Annotated in this window: 14 protein-coding genes and 1 pseudogene; 9 read left to right on the top strand and 6 right to left on the bottom strand. The window is 67.6% G+C overall.

Annotated features, from left to right (window positions below; all coding sequences use genetic code 11):
• Positions 1-2: 2 nt before the first annotated feature.
• From J7I89_RS20995 to J7I89_RS20985, 3 genes are all read right to left on the bottom strand, one after another.
• Positions 3-1,001, bottom strand: a complete 999-nt coding sequence (locus tag J7I89_RS20995) for a 1-phosphofructokinase family hexose kinase (RefSeq protein WP_214974347.1) — start codon at positions 999-1,001, stop codon at positions 3-5.
• A complete protein-coding gene (locus tag J7I89_RS20990; RefSeq protein ID WP_214974345.1) occupies positions 998-1,807 on the bottom strand; it encodes a DeoR/GlpR family DNA-binding transcription regulator in 810 nt (269 codons plus the stop codon). The genes J7I89_RS20995 and J7I89_RS20990 overlap by 4 nt, the downstream gene beginning before the upstream one ends.
• Before the next feature lie 265 nt (positions 1,808-2,072).
• Positions 2,073-2,330, bottom strand: a complete 258-nt coding sequence (locus J7I89_RS20985; protein WP_214974343.1) for a DUF6458 family protein — start codon at positions 2,328-2,330, stop codon at positions 2,073-2,075.
• Between the two features lie 170 nt (positions 2,331-2,500).
• On the opposite strand from J7I89_RS20985, the gene J7I89_RS20980 reads away from it, so the two are divergent.
• From J7I89_RS20980 to J7I89_RS20970, 3 genes are all read left to right on the top strand, one after another.
• The gene (locus J7I89_RS20980; RefSeq protein WP_214974341.1) at positions 2,501-3,118 is read left to right on the top strand and encodes an alpha/beta hydrolase; all 618 of its coding nucleotides are present in this window, start codon (positions 2,501-2,503) and stop codon (positions 3,116-3,118) included.
• A 372-nt stretch (positions 3,119-3,490) separates the two neighbouring features.
• Positions 3,491-4,237 carry an HAD family phosphatase gene (locus J7I89_RS20975; protein WP_214974339.1) on the top strand — a complete coding sequence of 249 codons (747 nt, stop codon included), beginning with the start codon at positions 3,491-3,493 and terminating at the stop codon, positions 4,235-4,237.
• Positions 4,238-4,320: 83 nt separating this feature from the next.
• Positions 4,321-6,690 (top strand): glycoside hydrolase family 65 protein, encoded by a 2,370-nt coding sequence (locus tag J7I89_RS20970; RefSeq protein WP_214974337.1) that lies wholly within the window; start codon positions 4,321-4,323, stop codon positions 6,688-6,690.
• Between the two features lie 117 nt (positions 6,691-6,807).
• Here the strand turns inward: J7I89_RS20970 and J7I89_RS20965 are convergent, their stop codons facing one another.
• Positions 6,808-8,148: an MFS transporter gene (locus J7I89_RS20965; RefSeq protein ID WP_214974335.1), complete on the bottom strand. Its 1,341-nt coding sequence runs from the start codon at positions 8,146-8,148 to the stop codon at positions 6,808-6,810.
• A 62-nt stretch (positions 8,149-8,210) separates the two neighbouring features.
• Between J7I89_RS20965 and J7I89_RS20960 the strand changes: the two genes are divergently transcribed.
• From J7I89_RS20960 to J7I89_RS20940, 5 genes are all read left to right on the top strand, one after another.
• Entirely contained in the window at positions 8,211-8,801 is a 591-nt protein-coding gene (locus J7I89_RS20960) for a hypothetical protein (protein WP_214974333.1), read from the top strand.
• A gap of 147 nt (positions 8,802-8,948) precedes the next feature.
• Positions 8,949-9,785: a hypothetical protein gene (locus tag J7I89_RS20955; protein ID WP_214974331.1), complete on the top strand. Its 837-nt coding sequence runs from the start codon at positions 8,949-8,951 to the stop codon at positions 9,783-9,785.
• Positions 9,769-10,518: a LamB/YcsF family protein gene (locus tag J7I89_RS20950; protein ID WP_214974329.1), complete on the top strand. Its 750-nt coding sequence runs from the start codon at positions 9,769-9,771 to the stop codon at positions 10,516-10,518. The genes J7I89_RS20955 and J7I89_RS20950 overlap by 17 nt, the downstream gene beginning before the upstream one ends.
• A gap of 10 nt (positions 10,519-10,528) precedes the next feature.
• Positions 10,529-11,143, top strand: coding sequence for a 5-oxoprolinase subunit PxpB (gene pxpB / locus J7I89_RS20945; protein WP_214974418.1), 615 nt, complete (start codon positions 10,529-10,531; stop codon positions 11,141-11,143).
• Positions 11,143-12,045, top strand: coding sequence for a biotin-dependent carboxyltransferase family protein (locus J7I89_RS20940; protein WP_251045660.1), 903 nt, complete (start codon positions 11,143-11,145; stop codon positions 12,043-12,045). Before pxpB ends, J7I89_RS20940 begins: the two co-directional genes overlap by 1 nt.
• On the opposite strand, the gene J7I89_RS20935 is transcribed toward J7I89_RS20940, so the two are convergent.
• Together J7I89_RS20935 and J7I89_RS20930 are read right to left on the bottom strand one after the other, a co-directional pair.
• On the bottom strand, positions 12,032-14,266 hold the full coding sequence (locus J7I89_RS20935; protein WP_214974327.1) for a M1 family aminopeptidase: 2,235 nt from the start codon (positions 14,264-14,266) through the stop codon (positions 12,032-12,034). The two genes, J7I89_RS20940 and J7I89_RS20935, sit on opposite strands and share 14 nt — an antisense overlap.
• Positions 14,267-14,413: 147 nt before the next feature.
• Positions 14,414-15,766, bottom strand: coding sequence for a DUF445 domain-containing protein (locus tag J7I89_RS20930; RefSeq protein WP_214974319.1), 1,353 nt, complete (start codon positions 15,764-15,766; stop codon positions 14,414-14,416).
• A gap of 50 nt (positions 15,767-15,816) precedes the next feature.
• Between J7I89_RS20930 and J7I89_RS20925 the strand changes: the two are divergent.
• Positions 15,817-16,688, top strand: a pseudogene (locus J7I89_RS20925) (glycerophosphodiester phosphodiesterase).
• The last annotated feature ends 18 nt before the right edge of the window (positions 16,689-16,706 follow it).

The following is a 16,706-nucleotide window of genomic DNA, read 5'->3' as shown; positions in this document are numbered from 1 at the left end:
TGTCAATCCTTCCGGAGGGCCGTGATGGTAACGGCGTCGGGGGTGGTTTGGTGGACTGCCGGGACTGTGGAGCCCGGCAGGGAAGCGGCTGCGGCACCGTGGGCCACAGCTTGGCGGAGGCAGTCAGCCGGGGCGGCGCCCTGGCTGGCGGCGAGCAGATATCCGGCCAGCGACGAATCGCCTGCACCGACCGTGCTGACCGCGGTGACCGGCGGATGCGTGGCCAGCCACGCGCCGTCGGCCGTCACAAGGACAGCGCCCTTCGATCCGAGCGTTGCCAACACGGCCCCCACACCGGAACGCACGACGGCGGCAGCGGCCGCCGCGGCGGCCTCCGGATCCGCTTCGAGTTCCTCAGCCGTGCTCACCGAGGCGAAACCTGCTGCGGCGGCGAGTTCCGCGAGCTCCTCGGCATTGGGTTTGAGCAGATCCGGTTTCCCGGACACTGTTCCTGACGCCTCGCCGGCGATGGCCGCGGCGAGCGGCGCCCCCGAGGAGTCGAGGGCGACCTGCGGAACGCCGGCACCGGAGGCGGCGGAACGGAGCCTCCGGGTGACGGTGGCGTAGAAGTCGGCCGGAACTCCGGGCGGCAGGGAACCCGCCAGGACCACCCAACTGGCGCCTTGCGAGCGTTCCAGGAGGAGGTCGATGAGGGCCTCCTGCGTCTCTTCGCTGAGGACCGGTCCCGGCTCGTTGATCTTGGTGGTGACGCCCCCGGGCTCGGTGAGCGCCACATTGGTGCGCAGCGGTTCATGGATCGGCAGCGCCGCGAAAGGCACCTTGGCGTCCCGCAGGCCCGCAAGGACGGGATCGGAGTCTGCTCCCGGAAGCACCGCCAGGGTCTCCAGCCCGGACGCTACGAGGGCGCGGGAGACATTGACGCCTTTGCCGCCGGATTCCTGGCGGACAGAGACAGCGCGCTGCACCTCACCCCGTTCAAGTGGGGCAGGCAGAGCCACGGTCCGGTCAAGGCTGGGGTTTGCAGTGAGGGTGACAATCATGCGATCACCACCTCGACCCCGGCCTCGGCCAGGGCGGCCGCTAGTTCGGAACTGGGTTTGCGGTCAGTGATCACGGTGTCCAGATCTTTCAACGAGGCGAACTGGACGAGCGTTTCCGCGTCCAGCTTGGACGAATCGGCCAGCACCACGATGCGGCGGGCCGATTGGACGAAGGCAGCCTTGACGGCGGCCTCTTCAGGATCGGGAGTGCTGAGGCCGAAGCTTGCGTGGATGCCGTTGGTTCCTACGAATGCGATGTCCGGCCGGAGCTTGTGCGCTGCATCCACGGTGGCCTGCCCGACGGCCGCCTGGGTGAGTCCGCGGACCCGGCCGCCGAGGATCTGCAGGGCTATTCCTGGCGTGCTGGCAAGTTTCGCGGCGATGGGAATGGCGTGCGTGATGACCACCAGTTCCCTTTCGCCGTCCGCGCCTTGGGAGCCGGCTCCTCCGGCACTGCGGCGGGCGAGGATGTCGGCCAGGACCTCGGTGGTGGAGCCGGCGTCCAGGAGGATGCTGCCGGACGGGCCCTGGGGAAGGAAATTCAGTGCGGCCTCGGCGATGCGGAGTTTCTGGGCCTGGCGCTGGATGGTCCGCTCGAGGATGCTTTCCTCGGTGGTGCTGAAGCGGTCAGCGGAGACTGCCCCGCCGTGCACGCGGCGCACGGTGCCCGCGGATTCGAGGGCGGCAAGGTCGCGCCGGACGGTTTCGGTGGTGATCCGGAAACGCTCGGCGAGATCGGTGACGCTGGCGCGGCCGCTGGCTGCCACGAGCCCGGCGATCTGCTGCTGACGCTCCTCAGCGAACACATACCCTCCATTGCGTAAGTACTGCACTGCGTAACTACTGCAAAACCGCTCCGTCACTGCTGATCAGTGACCTGCCCGATCAGTGACTGTAATCACATGATCTGCAATTACTTGACTTTATCTTCGTTCATGTTGGTTTGTCAATGAAAAAACAACATGAAACCAAAATGCCGGGCCGGACCCGGAGGTCTGGCCCGGCAGTCCGGTGTTTGATGGCGGGTTCACGGCCGGCCATTCCGCGGCGCGGCGATCCGCCTGCGCAACGTCAGATTCCGCCGTCACGGCTTTCGTTGCGGGTGATCCGCTCGCCGGTATTGGGGTCCACCACCGAGCGCGTTTCGCTGATGCGGCGGCTCCGTCCGGGGGACGCCAGGACGAGGGAGGCGATCAGCCCGATCACGCCCACCGCCATGAGGATGTAGCCGATCAGCGTCTGGTCGACGTTCGGGATGAGTCCCGGCGTGATGGCCCAAGCCAGGATGGCGCCGATGGCGATCAGGAAGATTGCGGAACCGATTCTCATGACTTGCTCCTTGCGTTCGCGGACTTCCCGCAACTTGGTAGCTATGGCCTGTCCTGCGTCAATTGCTAAGCATGCTGTCAAACGTCAGGCTACATCGCGGTAACCCCTGTTTCAATCATCCGCGCAGGTCAGCCCGGGATCGATCCGTTTCGACTCGCTAGGCTGTTCCGATGGAGACAGTCGTTTGGTCAAAGCCGGAAAATGAGCGCGCCGGCACGCCGCTGCTGGTGATGATGCACGGCTACGGCACGGACGAGTCCCGGATGGTGAATCTGTTCGGCCACCTCCCGTCCGAATTCACGTGCGCCGCGCTGCGCGCGCCCATGCCGATCGCTGACGGCTACGGGTGGTTCCTGCTGGACTACTTCCTGGCGAACGATTTTGCCGACGTCATCGCGGCCGCCAACTCGGTCTTTTCCTGGATCGACTTGGTCAAAGGCGCGCACAGCAGCGTGAGCCTGCTGGGGTATTCGCAGGGCATGGCGATGGCGAGCACGCTGCTGCGGCTGCGGCCGCGGGACTTTCCCGCCGTCGTCGGGCTTTCCGGTTTTGTCCTGAATAATGATCTGCTGGCGCTCAGCGAATCCTTTGACGTCCCGCCGCCGTTCTTCTGGGGCAGGGACAAGGCCGATCTGGTCATCAACGACGAAGCCACCGACTACACCGCGGAGTGGCTGGATACCCATACCCGGCTGACGGCGCGGACGTATCCCGGCATGGGCCATGCGATGTCCAAGACAGAGATGGTGGACGTCAGCGCGTTCCTCCGCCACTACGTCCTGAACTGAGCCGTGGCCGTAAAACTTCAGCCGGTTTCTAAAAACAGTTGCCGGGCAAATTTGCAAGCGCTTACACTCGACTTCGGCCGAGACCACCGGCCCTGACTGGAGCGTTGAAAGGGCTGGACCGCGCATGCACGCTGCAGGGACCCCGGCGGTGAACCGCGTGGCGTTTGCCCTGATCGGGCAACGGCCTCATCATGGAAGTAGACGTTTCTCAGAGCGCCTGCGCATGTAGTCACCTGAACGCGCCCTCCGGGCGCTCCCCAGTCGAGGCACTGCGCCGTACGACGCTCCACCCGCGGTCGCCGACGCCGCACCTCCTCGCCCCATGGTCCCCAACCAATGCTGTCCGCAATCCGAAAGGACACCGCACCAGGCATGACCGATCTTCTTAGCACCAGCCCACGCAGTACCCCCAACAGCTGGACGGATGCTTCCGCCATCCTCTTCGACCTTGACGGTGTGCTCACGCCCACCGCGGTTGTCCATGAGCGTGCCTGGCAGGAGCTCTTTGACGGCTACCTCGAGTCCCAGCCCGGCAAGGCCGGCTACCGCGAGAGCGACTACTTCGACCACATTGACGGCAAGCCGAGGTTCGACGGCGTCCGGGACTTCCTGACATCGCGGGGCATCACGCTTCCCGAGGGTCCCACCGACGACCATCCGGACCACGCCACGGTCCAGGGCCTGGGCAACCGGAAAAACAAGATCTTCAACGACATCGTCAGTTCCGGCGTGGAGCCGTATACGGGATCGGTCCGCTTCCTCGAAGCCGCGCTGGCGCGCGGACTGAAGGTCGCCGTCGTGTCCTCCTCGCGCAACGCCCCGTCGGTGCTGCGCGCAGCAGGGCTGGACGTCCACTTCCCGGTGGTGGTTGACGGCGTCGTGGCCGCTGCCGAGGGCCTGCCCGGCAAGCCCAGCCCGGCGACCTACGACTATGCCGCCCGGCTCCTGGACCTGCCGAGCGAAGAATGTGTCGTCGTCGAGGATGCCGTTTCCGGCGTGCAGGCCGGGAACGCCGGCAGCTTCCATTCGGTGATCGGCGTGGACCGGGGCGCGGGACGCCAGACGCTGCTGGACGCCGGCGCCACACTCGTGGTTAACGACCTTGAAGAGCTCCTTTAGCCCGGCTGACCCAGCCCGGCACAGAACACCCTGCCAGGTCCCCAACCCTGGCCGCACCTCCGACCGCCTAAGGAACGCCACTCATGGCACTCATTACTGCTGACCGCGTCCGCTTCCCCAACGATCCCTGGAAGCTCGTGGAGACCAGCCACGCCCCCGGCAACGCCGGCACGCTTGAAACGCTCTTTGCCCTGGGCAACGGGCATCTTGGCATCAGGGGCTCCCATTGGGCCGCGGCGGATGCCGAGCTTCCGGGCAGCTTCATCAACGGATTCCACGAGATCTGGGACATCAAGCACGCGGAAAATGCCTTCGGCTTCGCCCGCACCGGCCAGCGGATCCTCTACATCCCGGACGCCAACAACTTCACGGTGATCGTCGACGGCGAAACGCTCAGCCTCGCTGAATCGACCGTGCTGGACTACCGCCGAACCACGGATTTCGCCACCGGAATCTACGAGTGCCGCATCGTGTGGCAGTGCCGTTCAGGTGCCACAGTCACCACGGTGGAGCGCCGCGCCGTAGGGTTCGAGTCCCGCGGCAGCCTGGGCATTTCGCTGGAGCTTTCCACGGACCGTGCCGTCTCCGCAGACGTCACGTCCTCCGTGATCAACCGGCAGGACCAGCCGGTGGAGGACCACTCCGCACATGATCCCCGCCGGGCAGGCCGGCACGCCGGCCGCGTCCTGCTTCCCCTCAGGATCGACGGCGGCGACGGCTCGCTCCGGCTGTCCTGGGAGGCCGCGGAGTCCAAGCAGCGCGTGGGCGTTGCCGTGGATCACTGGACCTCGGCCGGGCACCAGCCGTTCGATACCCTCGTGGACCAGGACGACAGCAGCGTCCGCTATGTGCTGGCCGTGGGCGCGGATGAGCCGTTCCGGCTCGAGAAGAGCGTCAGCTACGCCGTAGCACGGGGTGCCCTTGCCGGCGTGCCCGGAGCCATCGATGCCCAAGCCGGGCTGGATCCTGCCGAGGTGGCCGAGGCCGGCCTGAAGCCGGTGAGCGAAGTCTTTGCCGAAAGCGAAGCCCATTACCGCAATTACTGGTCCACCGCCGACATCCAGGTGGGCGGCCAGCCGGAGCTGCAGCAGGCCATCCGCTGGAACCTGTTCCAGCTGGCGCAGGCCACGGCCCGCGCCGGAGTTGCGGGCATCCCGGCCAAGGGCGTGAGCGGCTCGGGCTACGAGGGCCACTACTTCTGGGACCAGGAGGTCTACCTCCTGCCGTACTTGACGTACACCAACCCCGACGGCGCCCGCCAGGTCCTGGAATTCCGCCATGAGATGCTGCCTGACGCCAAGATTCGGGCCAAGGAACTCAGCGTGGACGGCGCGCTGTTCCCCTGGCGTACCATCAACGGGCTGGAGGCCAGTGCCTACTACGCCGCCGGTACGGCGCAGTTCCACATTGCCGCCGCCATCGCCTTTGCCGCCAACCGGTACGTCTGGGCGAGCGGCGACTCCGAGTTCCGTGGCGGCATGGGCGCGGACCTGCTCATCGAGACCGCCCGCATGTGGGTGTCCCTGGGCTTCTTCGGCAAGGATGGCCTCTTCCACATCCACGGCGTGACCGGCCCGGATGAGTACACGGCCGTGGTGAACGACAACCTTTACACCAACGTCATGGCCCGGTTTAACCTGCGGGCCGCGGCCGCGCTGGACCACCCGGAAATCGACGACGCCGAGCGGCAGCTTTGGGAGGCCGCTGCGGCCCGGATCCAGCTGCCGTTCGATGAGCGCTTCCAGGTGTACTCGCAGGACAACGACTTCATGACCCTGGAGCCGTGGGACTGGACGACGCCCCGCTCCAAGTACCCGCTCCTGCTGAACTTCCACCCGCTGGTGATCTACCGGCACCAGGTGCTCAAGCAGGCCGACACGGTGCTGGCCATGTTCCTGCAGTGGCAGGAATTTACCGCCGAGGAGAAGCGCCGCGCCTTCGATTTCTACGATCCCATCACCACCGGCGACTCGACGCTGTCCGCGTGCGTCCAGGGGATCATGGCCGCCGAAGTGGGCTACCGCAAGGCGGCCCTGGAACACTTCACCAACGCAGTATTCATCGACCTGGACGACTCCCACGGCAACACGATCGACGGCGTGCACATCGCGTCGACCGGCGGCGTGTGGAGCTCACTGGTATGCGGCTTTGCCGGGCTTAGGGACCAGGGCGCCGTGCCTTACTTCGACCCGCGGCTTCCCGAGGAATGGGACAGCCTGTCCTTCCACCTGAAGCTCCAGGGGCGGCTGCTCGTCGTGGAACTGGATCCGGCTGCCATCACGCTGAGCGTCCTCGACGGCGAACGGCTGGACGTCGATGTGCGGGGCGAAGTCTGGTCCGTTGGCGCCGAACCCGTCCGCGTGACCCTGGAACCCGTCGAGGTGCCCGAACCGTCGATCTTCCCGAGCGGGCCGCCGACGGCGAGCCTCCCCGTGGTGCGCGCCCGCGCCTAGCAGTTGACGCAGCGAAGCTGATGGCCGGTTACCCGTTGGGGTAACCGGCCATCAGTTTGTCGGCGCGAGGCGTAACGAGCGTCCTCAGATTTGATTCCATTGATGCGTTTGGCGCGGTCAGCGATTGGCTTCCGCGTCGGCGTCCGCGGAGAGGCTGGGACGGCGGTCCAGCGGATGCGCGATTTCGTCCGCGGGCATCCTGGCGACGGCCATCGCCAGGACCGCCATGACGGGGCAGACGCCTCCGGCCACCAGAAAGATGAGCCAGATGGGGAGAGCTGCGGCCGCGGGGCCGGCCAGGGCCATCGACACCGGCATGAGGGCCAGCGACACAAAGAAGTCCAGGCTTGAGACGCGGCCCAGCAGGTGCGCGGGCACGCGCCGCTGAAGCAGCGTCCCCCAGATGACCATGCCCACGCTGCCCGTGGCGCCGAAAATGAAAAGCGCCAGGGCAAGCATCCAGAAACTGTCCATCATCCCCACGGCTGCCAGGGGCAGGGTGCCGGCGCCCCAGGACACCATCATCACGGTCAGGTACCGCCGTGGGAGCCTGAAGGACGCGGTGACCAGCGAGGCTGCGGCGCTGCCGATTCCCATCACGGCGAGCAGGAAGCCGAACATCCTGGAGTCCCCGCCCAGCTGGTCGCGGACCGCGAAAGGCAGGAGCACCTCGATCGGACCGATCAGGAACAGCACAGAGATGCAGGCCCACAGCAGCGTCCAGAGCAGCCACGGCGTGCGGAGCGTGTAGCTGACTCCCTCCCGGAGGTCGTGGAAGAAGGACGTCCGGGCAGGCGGTTTCACCGTGTGGCCGTCCGCGGGCGCAGCCGGCGATCCATGATCGGCATCGTTCGCCGGGGCGTCCAGCGCGTGCTGGCCGAGGAAATTCAGGATGATGAAGGCCAGCAGGTGGCATCCGGCCACCCCCGTCACGGCGTGCGACGGCGACAGCGCCGCCACGACGATGCCTGCCACCGCGGGGCCGGCTGCCTGCTGCAGGATGGGCCGCATGGTCCCCTCCATGCCGTTGGCCGCCAGCAGGTCCTCCGCGGGCAGGATCCTGGGCAGGATCGCGGAGTACGCGGGGAAGAAGAATGCCGCGCCCAGGCCCAGCACGAACGCCCCGGCCGCCAGGTGCCAGAGTTGCAGCCAGCCCGCCATCGCCAGCCCGCTGACGGCGGCGATCACGGCGAGATTGGTGCCTTCCACTGCGATGATCAGCAGACGCTGCGGAACACGGTCCGCCGCGATCCCGCCGGCAAGGACGAACGCCACGAGCCCGACGCTGCCTGCCGCCGCCACAAGCGAAAGTTCAAGCGGCCCGCCGCCGATGTGGATGACCTCGTAGACCATGGCCACGGCCCACATGCCCGAACCGAAGATGGACACGGCAAGCGCGCCGATCAGCACCCGGTATTCGCGGTGGGCAAAGGGACGCAGGGCTCGGGGAAGGGGCACACGGCAATCTTAAGCCGAGCCTGTACCCGGGGGAACGTGCGGGCCGGGATAGGCTCGTTGGCATGGGGAACATACCCGCCGTACCGCGGCGGCGCAGCGTAGCGCTGATCGGTGCCAATTGCGGCCTTGCCCTGCACCCGGTGGACCGGAAAGGAGCGCACGTTCCCGGCGAGCCGGCCAGCTGCTTCGCATCGTTCTGGATGGCAGACTGGTCCAAGTGGGGGACCGGGACGGCCTTGCTCGTGGCCACGCTCCAAGGCTGGCGCAGTTACGGCTCCAACGAGTTCTTCGCCGCAACCCTTGCCTCCGAACTGACCCGCTTCTTCCCGGAAGCCGCGCGCTTTCCTCTGAGCGCCATCAGCCACACCGACGACGCCTTCGACGTCAAACTGGACCTTGAGCGCGGATTCACCGCCACCGGGCGCCGCGCGTCGCTCGAGATCTCCGGGGTGCTGGACCGGCGGCAGTTTTCCGCGCCCGACTTCCAGCTCGGGCCCGCCAGCGCCGTGCTGAGCAATGTCTACCTGCCATGCAGCACGGGCCGGCTGTCCGAATTCGGGGTGGAGTGGCCGGGGTCTCCCACGGTGTATCCGGGGCCGCGCGGACCGTCCTCCTCCGCGTACATGGCCGTGGCCGAGTCCTGGGTGATCTAGCCGCTGCCCCCGTGGCCTGCTGCCGTGGCCCACCCCCGTGGCCTGCTCCCTGGCCATCGCGTCAGGGGCGTGGCCTAGTGTTAAGGCTGGACGACAGCAACCGGCTGTTGGCCGTATCGACGTAGCTGTATCGAGGTAGAGGTGACGATGGCCAGGCGACGCAATCCGGCGGTGAGAATCGCGCAGGAAACAGCACACAATGCGGTGTTCGATGCCCACGGCAACCCCAAACCAGGGGTCCACAATCTGCTGCTGCGCGCGGTAGATATCCAGCGGCCGCTCGTACTGGCGTACATCCGCCGTCTCCAGCGGCGCTTCCCGCGAGCTTCCGCCGCCCAGCTGGCGGACAGGATGGAACGAGACTACCTCGCCGCCGTCACGGGCGGCGGCGCCCTGGTGGGCGCCACAGCTGTGGTCCCGGGGGTCGGAACCATCGCCTCGCTCGGCCTCTCCGCCGCAGCCACCGTGGCCTTCCTCGAAGCGACGGCGCTCTACGCAACGTCGCTGGCCGAGCTTCACGGCATCCGGATGACGGATCCGGACAAAGCCAGCACCATGGTCATGGCCGTGATGCTGGGTGAAGAGGGGACCGCGCTGCTCGGGTCGCTGAGCGGGCAGGCCCTGGGGAAGGGGAAGGGCGCCACCCAGGCCTGGGGAAATGTCCTGGCCCGCAAAATGCCCTCGTCGGGATTCGGCTCCATTCGCGAGCACGTCCAGAAAGTCTTCCTGCGGAGCCTGCTGAAGCGGCAGGGCACGGCCCTGTTCGGGCGGGCGCTGCCGTTCGGCATCGGCGCCGTGGTGGGCGGCGCCGGCAACCTCATGATGGGCCGTGCGGTCGTGGCCAATGCCAAGGAGGCGTTCGGCCCGCTGCCGGACACCATTCCCGGGGAACTGAAGGCAACGGCGGAAACATCAGCAGAATCAACAGCAGGCGCGCCGCTGAACCGGGCGCCGGAAGGCGGCAACGGTGGATCTGAACGCTGATCTGGGCGAGTCCTTCGGCTCGTGGACCATGGGCGATGACGCCGCGATGTTCCAGCTCGTCACCAGCGCCAACGTGGCGTGCGGTTTCCACGCCGGGGACCCGGTCACCATGCTGGACAGCTGCCGTGCCGCCTTCGAACTGGACGTCACGGTCGGTGCGCACGTCGGCTACCGTGACCTCGCGGGATTCGGACGGCGCTCCCTGGACATGTCCTTTGACGAGCTGTTCGGCGATGTCCTATATCAGCTGGGCGCGCTCGACGGAGTGGCACATGCCGTGGGCGCATCCGTGGACTACGTCAAGCCGCACGGCGCCCTGTACAACCGGGCGTTCCACGACGCCGAACAGGCCTCGGCAATCGTGGCCGCCATCCACGCGTACGATCCGGGCCTGCCGGTCCTGGGCCTGCCGGGCTCGGAGCTGCTGAAGCACGCCCAGGACGCGGGCCACCCTGTGTTCCGCGAGGCGTTTGTGGACCGCGCCTACCTGCCCGACGGCACCCTGGTGCCGCGCTCGCAGGACGGTGCCGTGCTGCACGACGTCGGACCGATCGTGGAACGGGCCGTCCGCCTCGCGCTCAAGGGCGAGGTGGTGGCCGTGGACGGTTCGGTGGTGCGGGTGGACCCTGACTCGCTGTGCATCCATGGCGATACGCCCGGGGCCGTGGGCATGGCGGCCGCCGTCAGGGCGGGCCTTCAAGAAGCTGGTGTGGAGCTTGAGCCCTTCGCCTGAGCTGCCCGCCATGGTGCCCTATGGTGACAGCGCCTTCCTCGTGGAGCTGCCGGACCTGGCTGCCGTCATCGCGTTCTACCGCGGTCTCCTCGGCGCCGGAATGACGGGCCGCCCGCAGGGCGTCGTGGACGTCGTGCCGGCTGCCCGGACCGTGCTGGTGACCTTCGACCCCGACCTGCTGGCGCCGTCGGACGTCCTGGCCTGGCTGTCCGCCGCAGAGCCGGACCACAGCGCCGCTGAGTCCGGGCGAAGCGTGGAAATTCCCGTGGCGTACGGAGGCCCGGACCTGGCCGAGGTTGCGCGACTTCTCCGGACCACCGAGGCCGACGTCGTGAGGCGCCACACCGGAGCGCACTGGACGGCGGCGTTCGCGGGATTCGCGCCCGGCTTCGTCTACCTCGTCACGGACGGCGATCAGCTGACCGTGCCCCGCCGCAGCACGCCGCGGACCGCGGTGCCGGCCGGTGCCGTGGGGCTCGCCGGCGAGTTCAGCGGCGTGTATCCGCGGTCCTCCCCGGGCGGCTGGCAGCTGATCGGAACCACGACGGCGGTGCTTTGGGACTCGGCCCGGCCCGAACCTGCGCTGATCCGGCCGGGAGACACCGTGCGGTTTCGGGAGGTCTGATGGGCATCGTGGTGATGGCCCCGGGGCCGCTGACGCTCATCGAGGATCTGGGCCGGCGGGGGTCGGCCGACCTGGGACTGAGCCCCTCCGGTGCGCTGGACAGAAAATCACTGATGCTGGCCAATGCACTGCTGGGCAACGCGCCCGGAGCGCCGGGACTCGAGGTGCTGCTGGGCGGACTCCGCCTGCGGTTCGTCACGGGAGCCAGCGTCGCCGTGACGGGGGCCGAGGGCAGAGTCACCGTCAACGGCACCGACATTGACCTCAACCAGGCCGTCCGGGTTCCGCCGGGAGCGGTTATGGCATTCGGTCCGCCGGCTTTCGGAATCCGCTACTACCTGGCCGTGTCCGGCGGCATCGCCGCCCCGGCACTTCTGGGTTCGTGCAGCGCCGACCTGCTCTCCGGCGAGGGGCCGCCGCCGTTGAAGGCGGGGGATACCCTCGCCCTGACGCGCGGTAACGGCGCAGCTGTAACGGCCGCGGCTCCGGTGCACGTTCCGGCGCCCGACGTCGTCCGCCATGTTTTCCGCCGCGCGCCGGACCCCGACAGTCCCATCACCCTGCGGGTGGACCGGGGCCCCAGAGCCGACTGGTTCGACGACGGGTCCCTCCGCCGGCTCACCGGCCAGTTCTGGACCATGTCGCCGGAATCCAACCGGATCGGGGCGCGGCTGCTGGGCAGGCCCCTCCGCCAGAACCGGACGGAAGAACTGCCCAGCGAAGGTGCCGTGCTCGGCGCGCTGCAAGTGCCGCCGTCGGGCCTTCCCACGGTGTTCCTGGCAGACCATCCGGTGACAGGCGGCTACCCCGTCATCGCCGTCGTGCGGCGGGCTGACCTGGATCTCCTGGGCCAGGCCCGGCCCGGCCAGCGGATCCGTTTCCTCGGCGCTATCGGGGCCTGAGGCCGGCCTGGACCCGCTGTTCCAGGAACCGTGCAGTCTCCGGCGGATCCATGGCCAGGGACGCGGACCTTCGAGCAACGGCGTCCAGTCCTGCGGGCTTGGACGCCGTGAAAAGCCAGGTGTTGAAGAAGCCCGCCAGGTCCTGGCCGGAAAGCTCCTCGGCCAGTTCCATGAAGTCAGCGCTGGCAACGTTGCCGCCGGCGTGGGAGTCCGTCCACTCCTTGAGGATGCCGAAGAACACCTCGTCGCCCACCCGGGTGCGAAGCGCGTGCAGCGTCATGGCACCGCGCGCGTAGACGGCAAAGTCGAGCAGGGCCGCCGTTCCGGGATCGCCGATCCTGACGGACCAGAACGGTGCTTCCGCGGGTATCGCGGCGGCATAGAAGTCGAACAGCTGCTGCGGGGTTTCCCGTCCTTCCTGTTCGCTCCACAGCCACTCCGCGTAGGTGGCGAATCCTTCATTGAGCCAGATGTCCCGCCACTCCTTCACTGACAGGTCATCGCCCACCCACTGGTGTGCCAGCTCGTGGACCACCACCGAGTCGCCGCCCTTCGGCGTGGCGAAGAAGAGCCTGGAATAGATGGGCCTGGTCTGGTTCTCCAGGGCAAAACCGAGGTTCCTCACGTCATCCACGATGCCTCCGGCGGCCTTGAACGGGTACGGACCGAGGAACCCGGCCAGGAACCTGATGATCTCCGGCTGCCTTTTGAAGGACGCCTGGACCTTGTCGCCGAGCGACGGCGGACCCTGCGTTCCGGCGCTCCAGCCGCTTGCGCCGGGAGGACTGCCGGCAGGCGGTCCCGAGGCGGTCCAGCCGTCCATCGTGTTGCCGTCGTCTTCGAAGGACGTGGAGCCTTGCCCCGTCGAGACGGTGATGTCATCCACGGACACGCCGTCGAAGGGGATGGCGTCATCGCTGACATAGGTGAGCGAGACTTCCACGGTTTTCGCCGCGAAGCCGGCAAGGTTGACGGCCCACGGCTCCCAACCGGTGCCCTGCCCCGTGGCGGCCCACCATTTACCCGAGCTGCCTGTGGGCGCACATACGCCTTTGGCGCCGGGCGTTTGATAGTGCTTCAGGAACGGGTGGAGCGCCAGCAAACCGGTGCAGGACCGGCCCGTATCGGCGGACGTGTGGCCGTTGGCATCCGGCAGCGTGGTCCAGTCGGCGGCCCCCGCTGTGCGCGCTTCCACGAACGCGAAGTCGCGCCCCGCCTCGATGTTCCGCGTGAGCCAGAAGGAGAGCCGGGCCCCGGCCTGGGGAACGCGGATGGTCCTGGTCAGGCGCGTGTATGAACCCGTGCCGGCGTGCGACCATGCGAAGTTCGCGCCGGTCCGCGGCGTCACCACCGGCGTGAAGAGGCCGGGATCGATGGCATCCACGTAGCTGATCCGGCCGTTCCGGTAGGCGTTGAGCCGGAACTGGCCGACGCTCGCGGTGGCAAGGTAGGTGGCCATCGGCTCTTCCGCGTGCCAGACCCAGGTTGCCGTGCTGTGTCCCCGGCCCTGCACGGACTCCGGCTCCGATTCCTGTTCGCTGAGCACTCCGTTTGCCACTGCCTGCAGCCCCTGCGGAACGGTGATCCGGAACGTGAAGGAGGCCTTGTCCAGCGGGTGGTCGTTGGCGGGAAACCACGTTGCGGCCACATGGGGCTGCCCGATCACCAGTGAGCCGTCGTCGGTGTGGAAGAACCCGGACGTGCCGAACTGGGCGGTGAGCGTCTTCGGCACGCCGTCGTACGCCACAACGGCCTCGAATTCCCGTCCGTCCTTGAGGCCCTTGCGCGGCGTCACCGTGAGCTCCGTGCCCCTGCGGGTGAATGCGGCGGCCTCGCCGTCAACCTTGACGGAGCGGACCGTGAGGCCGTCAAGATCCAGGTTGAAAGCGGAAAGGTTCTGCGTTGCCTCTGCGCTGATCGTGGCGGAACCGGCCAGGACGTTCGTTGCGGGGTCGTAGCTGAGGTCCAGCAGGTAATGCCCTACGTCGTAACCGCCGTTGCCGTCCAGCGGATAGTACGGATCACCCAGGCCGGGACTGCCGGGCCGGTAGCCGCCGTCGGGATCGGAACCGGCGCCGGCCGCCGGGAGGAACTGGGCAGAAAATGCCGCGGACAGCAACAGGAGGCACAACAGCCGGCCCGTTTTCCGGGCCGCGGATCTCCGCCGGTTGCGGCGGAACGCCGTTGGTTCGTCAGTGGTGGGACAAGGATTGCGGCTCATGGCACCTCATTCCGAACGCTGCGGAACCAATGCCGCGGTGCCGGATCGTGTCCTCGCGAGACGGTCCGGCGGGAGACCAGGCGGCGTTGTAGACACCAACGTGGCCCTGGCGGTCCGCCCTGTCAAGGGCATTCCGCCGGAGCGTTCCTAGCCGAACGTCAGATGCGCCACCGTGAAGATCGCGAGCCCGGCCAGCGACCCCACCACCGTGCCGTTGATCCGGATGAACTGCAGGTCCTTGCCCACCTGGAGCTCGATCTTCTGCGACGTCTCCTCGGCATCCCAGCGCGCCACGGTGTCCGTGATCACCGCGGCGATGTCGGACCGGTACGTGCGGACCAGGTAGCCGGCGGCATCGCCGATCCACGCATTGACCTTGCCGGCCAGTTCGTCGTCGTTGACCAGCCGCGCGCCGAAGTCGCGGACGGCGGCCTTGAATTTCACGGTCAGCTCGCTGTCCGGATCGTCGACGGCGGTGAGCAGCGCGTTCTTGATGGTCGCCCAGGTCCGGGAGGCCAGTTCGCGGACCTCCGGGTCGCCGAGGACCTGGGCCTTGATGCCTTCCGCGCGGGCGATCATGGCCGGATCGTGCTGCAGGTCCTGGGCCAGGTCGGTGAGGTATTTGTCGATGTGCAGGCGGACCTGGTGCTGGGGGTCCGTCTGGACCGCGCGGGCGAACTTCAGCAGCTCGAGGTAGACCTTGTCTCCCACGAGGCCGTCCACGAAGCTGGGAACCCACTGCGGTGAGCGGTCCGTTACCAGCCGGTTGACGGTTTCGTGGTTGGCCGCCACCCAGTCCGCGGCGCGGTCCACCAGCAGGTCAATGAGCGTGTGGTGGTGCCCCTCGGCGAAGATCCGCTCTGCCATCCTGCCCACCGGCGGCCCCCACGGCGGCGCGAGCAGATGCTTCCGGACCATGCCCTCGATTACTGCCTGGACGTCGTCGTCGTTCAACACTTTGAACGCGCCGCGGATGACCGCGGCACCTTCCTTGGCCACCCGCTCGGCGCCGCCCGGACCGGACAGCCACTGGCCAGCCCTGCCGGAAATGTTCAGGCTGGCCAGCTTCTCTTGGACCACCTGCTCCGAGAGGAAGTTGGTCTCCACGAACTCTCCAAGCGACGCGCCGATCTGGTCCTTGCGGCGCGGAATGATGGCGGTGTGCGGGATTTTCAGGCCCATGGGGTACTTGAACAGGGCCGTCACCGCGAACCAGTCGGCCAAGGCGCCCACCATCCCGCCTTCGGCCGCGGCCCGGACGTATTCCAGCCAGGGGTACTGCTTCTGCAGGGCGAAGGCGAAGATGAACACAACGGCCATGGCGATGAGCAGGCTGAGCGCCAGGAGCTTCATTCTCCGGAGGGCAGCCGCCTTTTCGGCGTCGCCGGCGCTGAGCTGCCGTTTCGCGACGGCGGGACGGACCTGCGCCGGGCGGGAGGGTGCCCGCGGTGCTGCGGGAGGCGCTTCGGGCTGGGTGGTTGGCTCAGAGTTCACCTGCATGTGCCCAGCCTAGTCCCGCTTCCGTAGCGGCTGTCCGCTAACGTGTCAGCATGACGATCGAGGATGCAGCCCCGGCCCGCCCCCTGGTCTATGCCCACCGGGGCGCCAGCGCGGACTTTGCGGAGCATACGCGCGCAGCCTATCTCCGGGCCCTGGCCGACGGAGCCGACGGCGTGGAATGTGATGTGCACCTGACCCGCGACCAGCACGTGGTTCTGTTGCACGATGCCAACCTGGACCGCACCTCCGATGGCACGGGGCCGGTGGCCGAACGGACCATCGACGAACTGCGCCTGCTGGACTTCTCCTCGTGGAAGGGAGTCCGCATTCCCGAGGCGTACGGCGCCCGGTCCGAGCAGTTCCTGACGCTGCCCGACCTGCTCGACCTACTCCGGGACTTCGGGCGTGACATCGGGCTTGCCATCGAACTGAAACATCCCAGCCCGTACCAGCTGAAACTGGAGGACCGGGTGCTGGAGGTTCTCCGCAGGGAAGGCTGGGACCCCTTGACGTCCCGGCTGGCCAACATCCGGATCACCTTCATGAGCTTCAGCCCGGACTCGGTGCGGCATCTTCGCAAGACCGTACCCGGGGAGTTCATCTGCCAGCTGCTGGATGACATCAACGTCGCCGAAATCCGGGAAGAGCTGGGCCTTGGACCGCTCACGGGCGGGGCCGTGGCCAACGTGATGAAAGCCGCCCAGCTGGAGGGTGAGCGGATCCTCAACGACTGCGAAGTGGGCATGGCCGGGCCGGGCATCGACTACGTGCGCCAGCCCGCACCGTCCAGCGCTGGCTGGCCTCGGGCCGCAGGTTCCGCGTGTGGACAGTGGATGCCGAGAACGACGTGGCCTTGTGCCAGGGGCTCGGTATTCACGAGATCACCACCAACAAACCGGCCCAGGTTCTGGCCCAGCTTTAGCCTTGATCCACCGATGTT

It is taken from the genome of Arthrobacter sp. ISL-5, assembly GCF_018613835.1.
GTDB lineage: Bacteria > Actinomycetota > Actinomycetes > Actinomycetales > Micrococcaceae > Arthrobacter.
The sequence above is the reverse complement of the archived record's forward strand: the minus strand, read 5'-3'. Positions and strand labels throughout refer to the sequence as shown.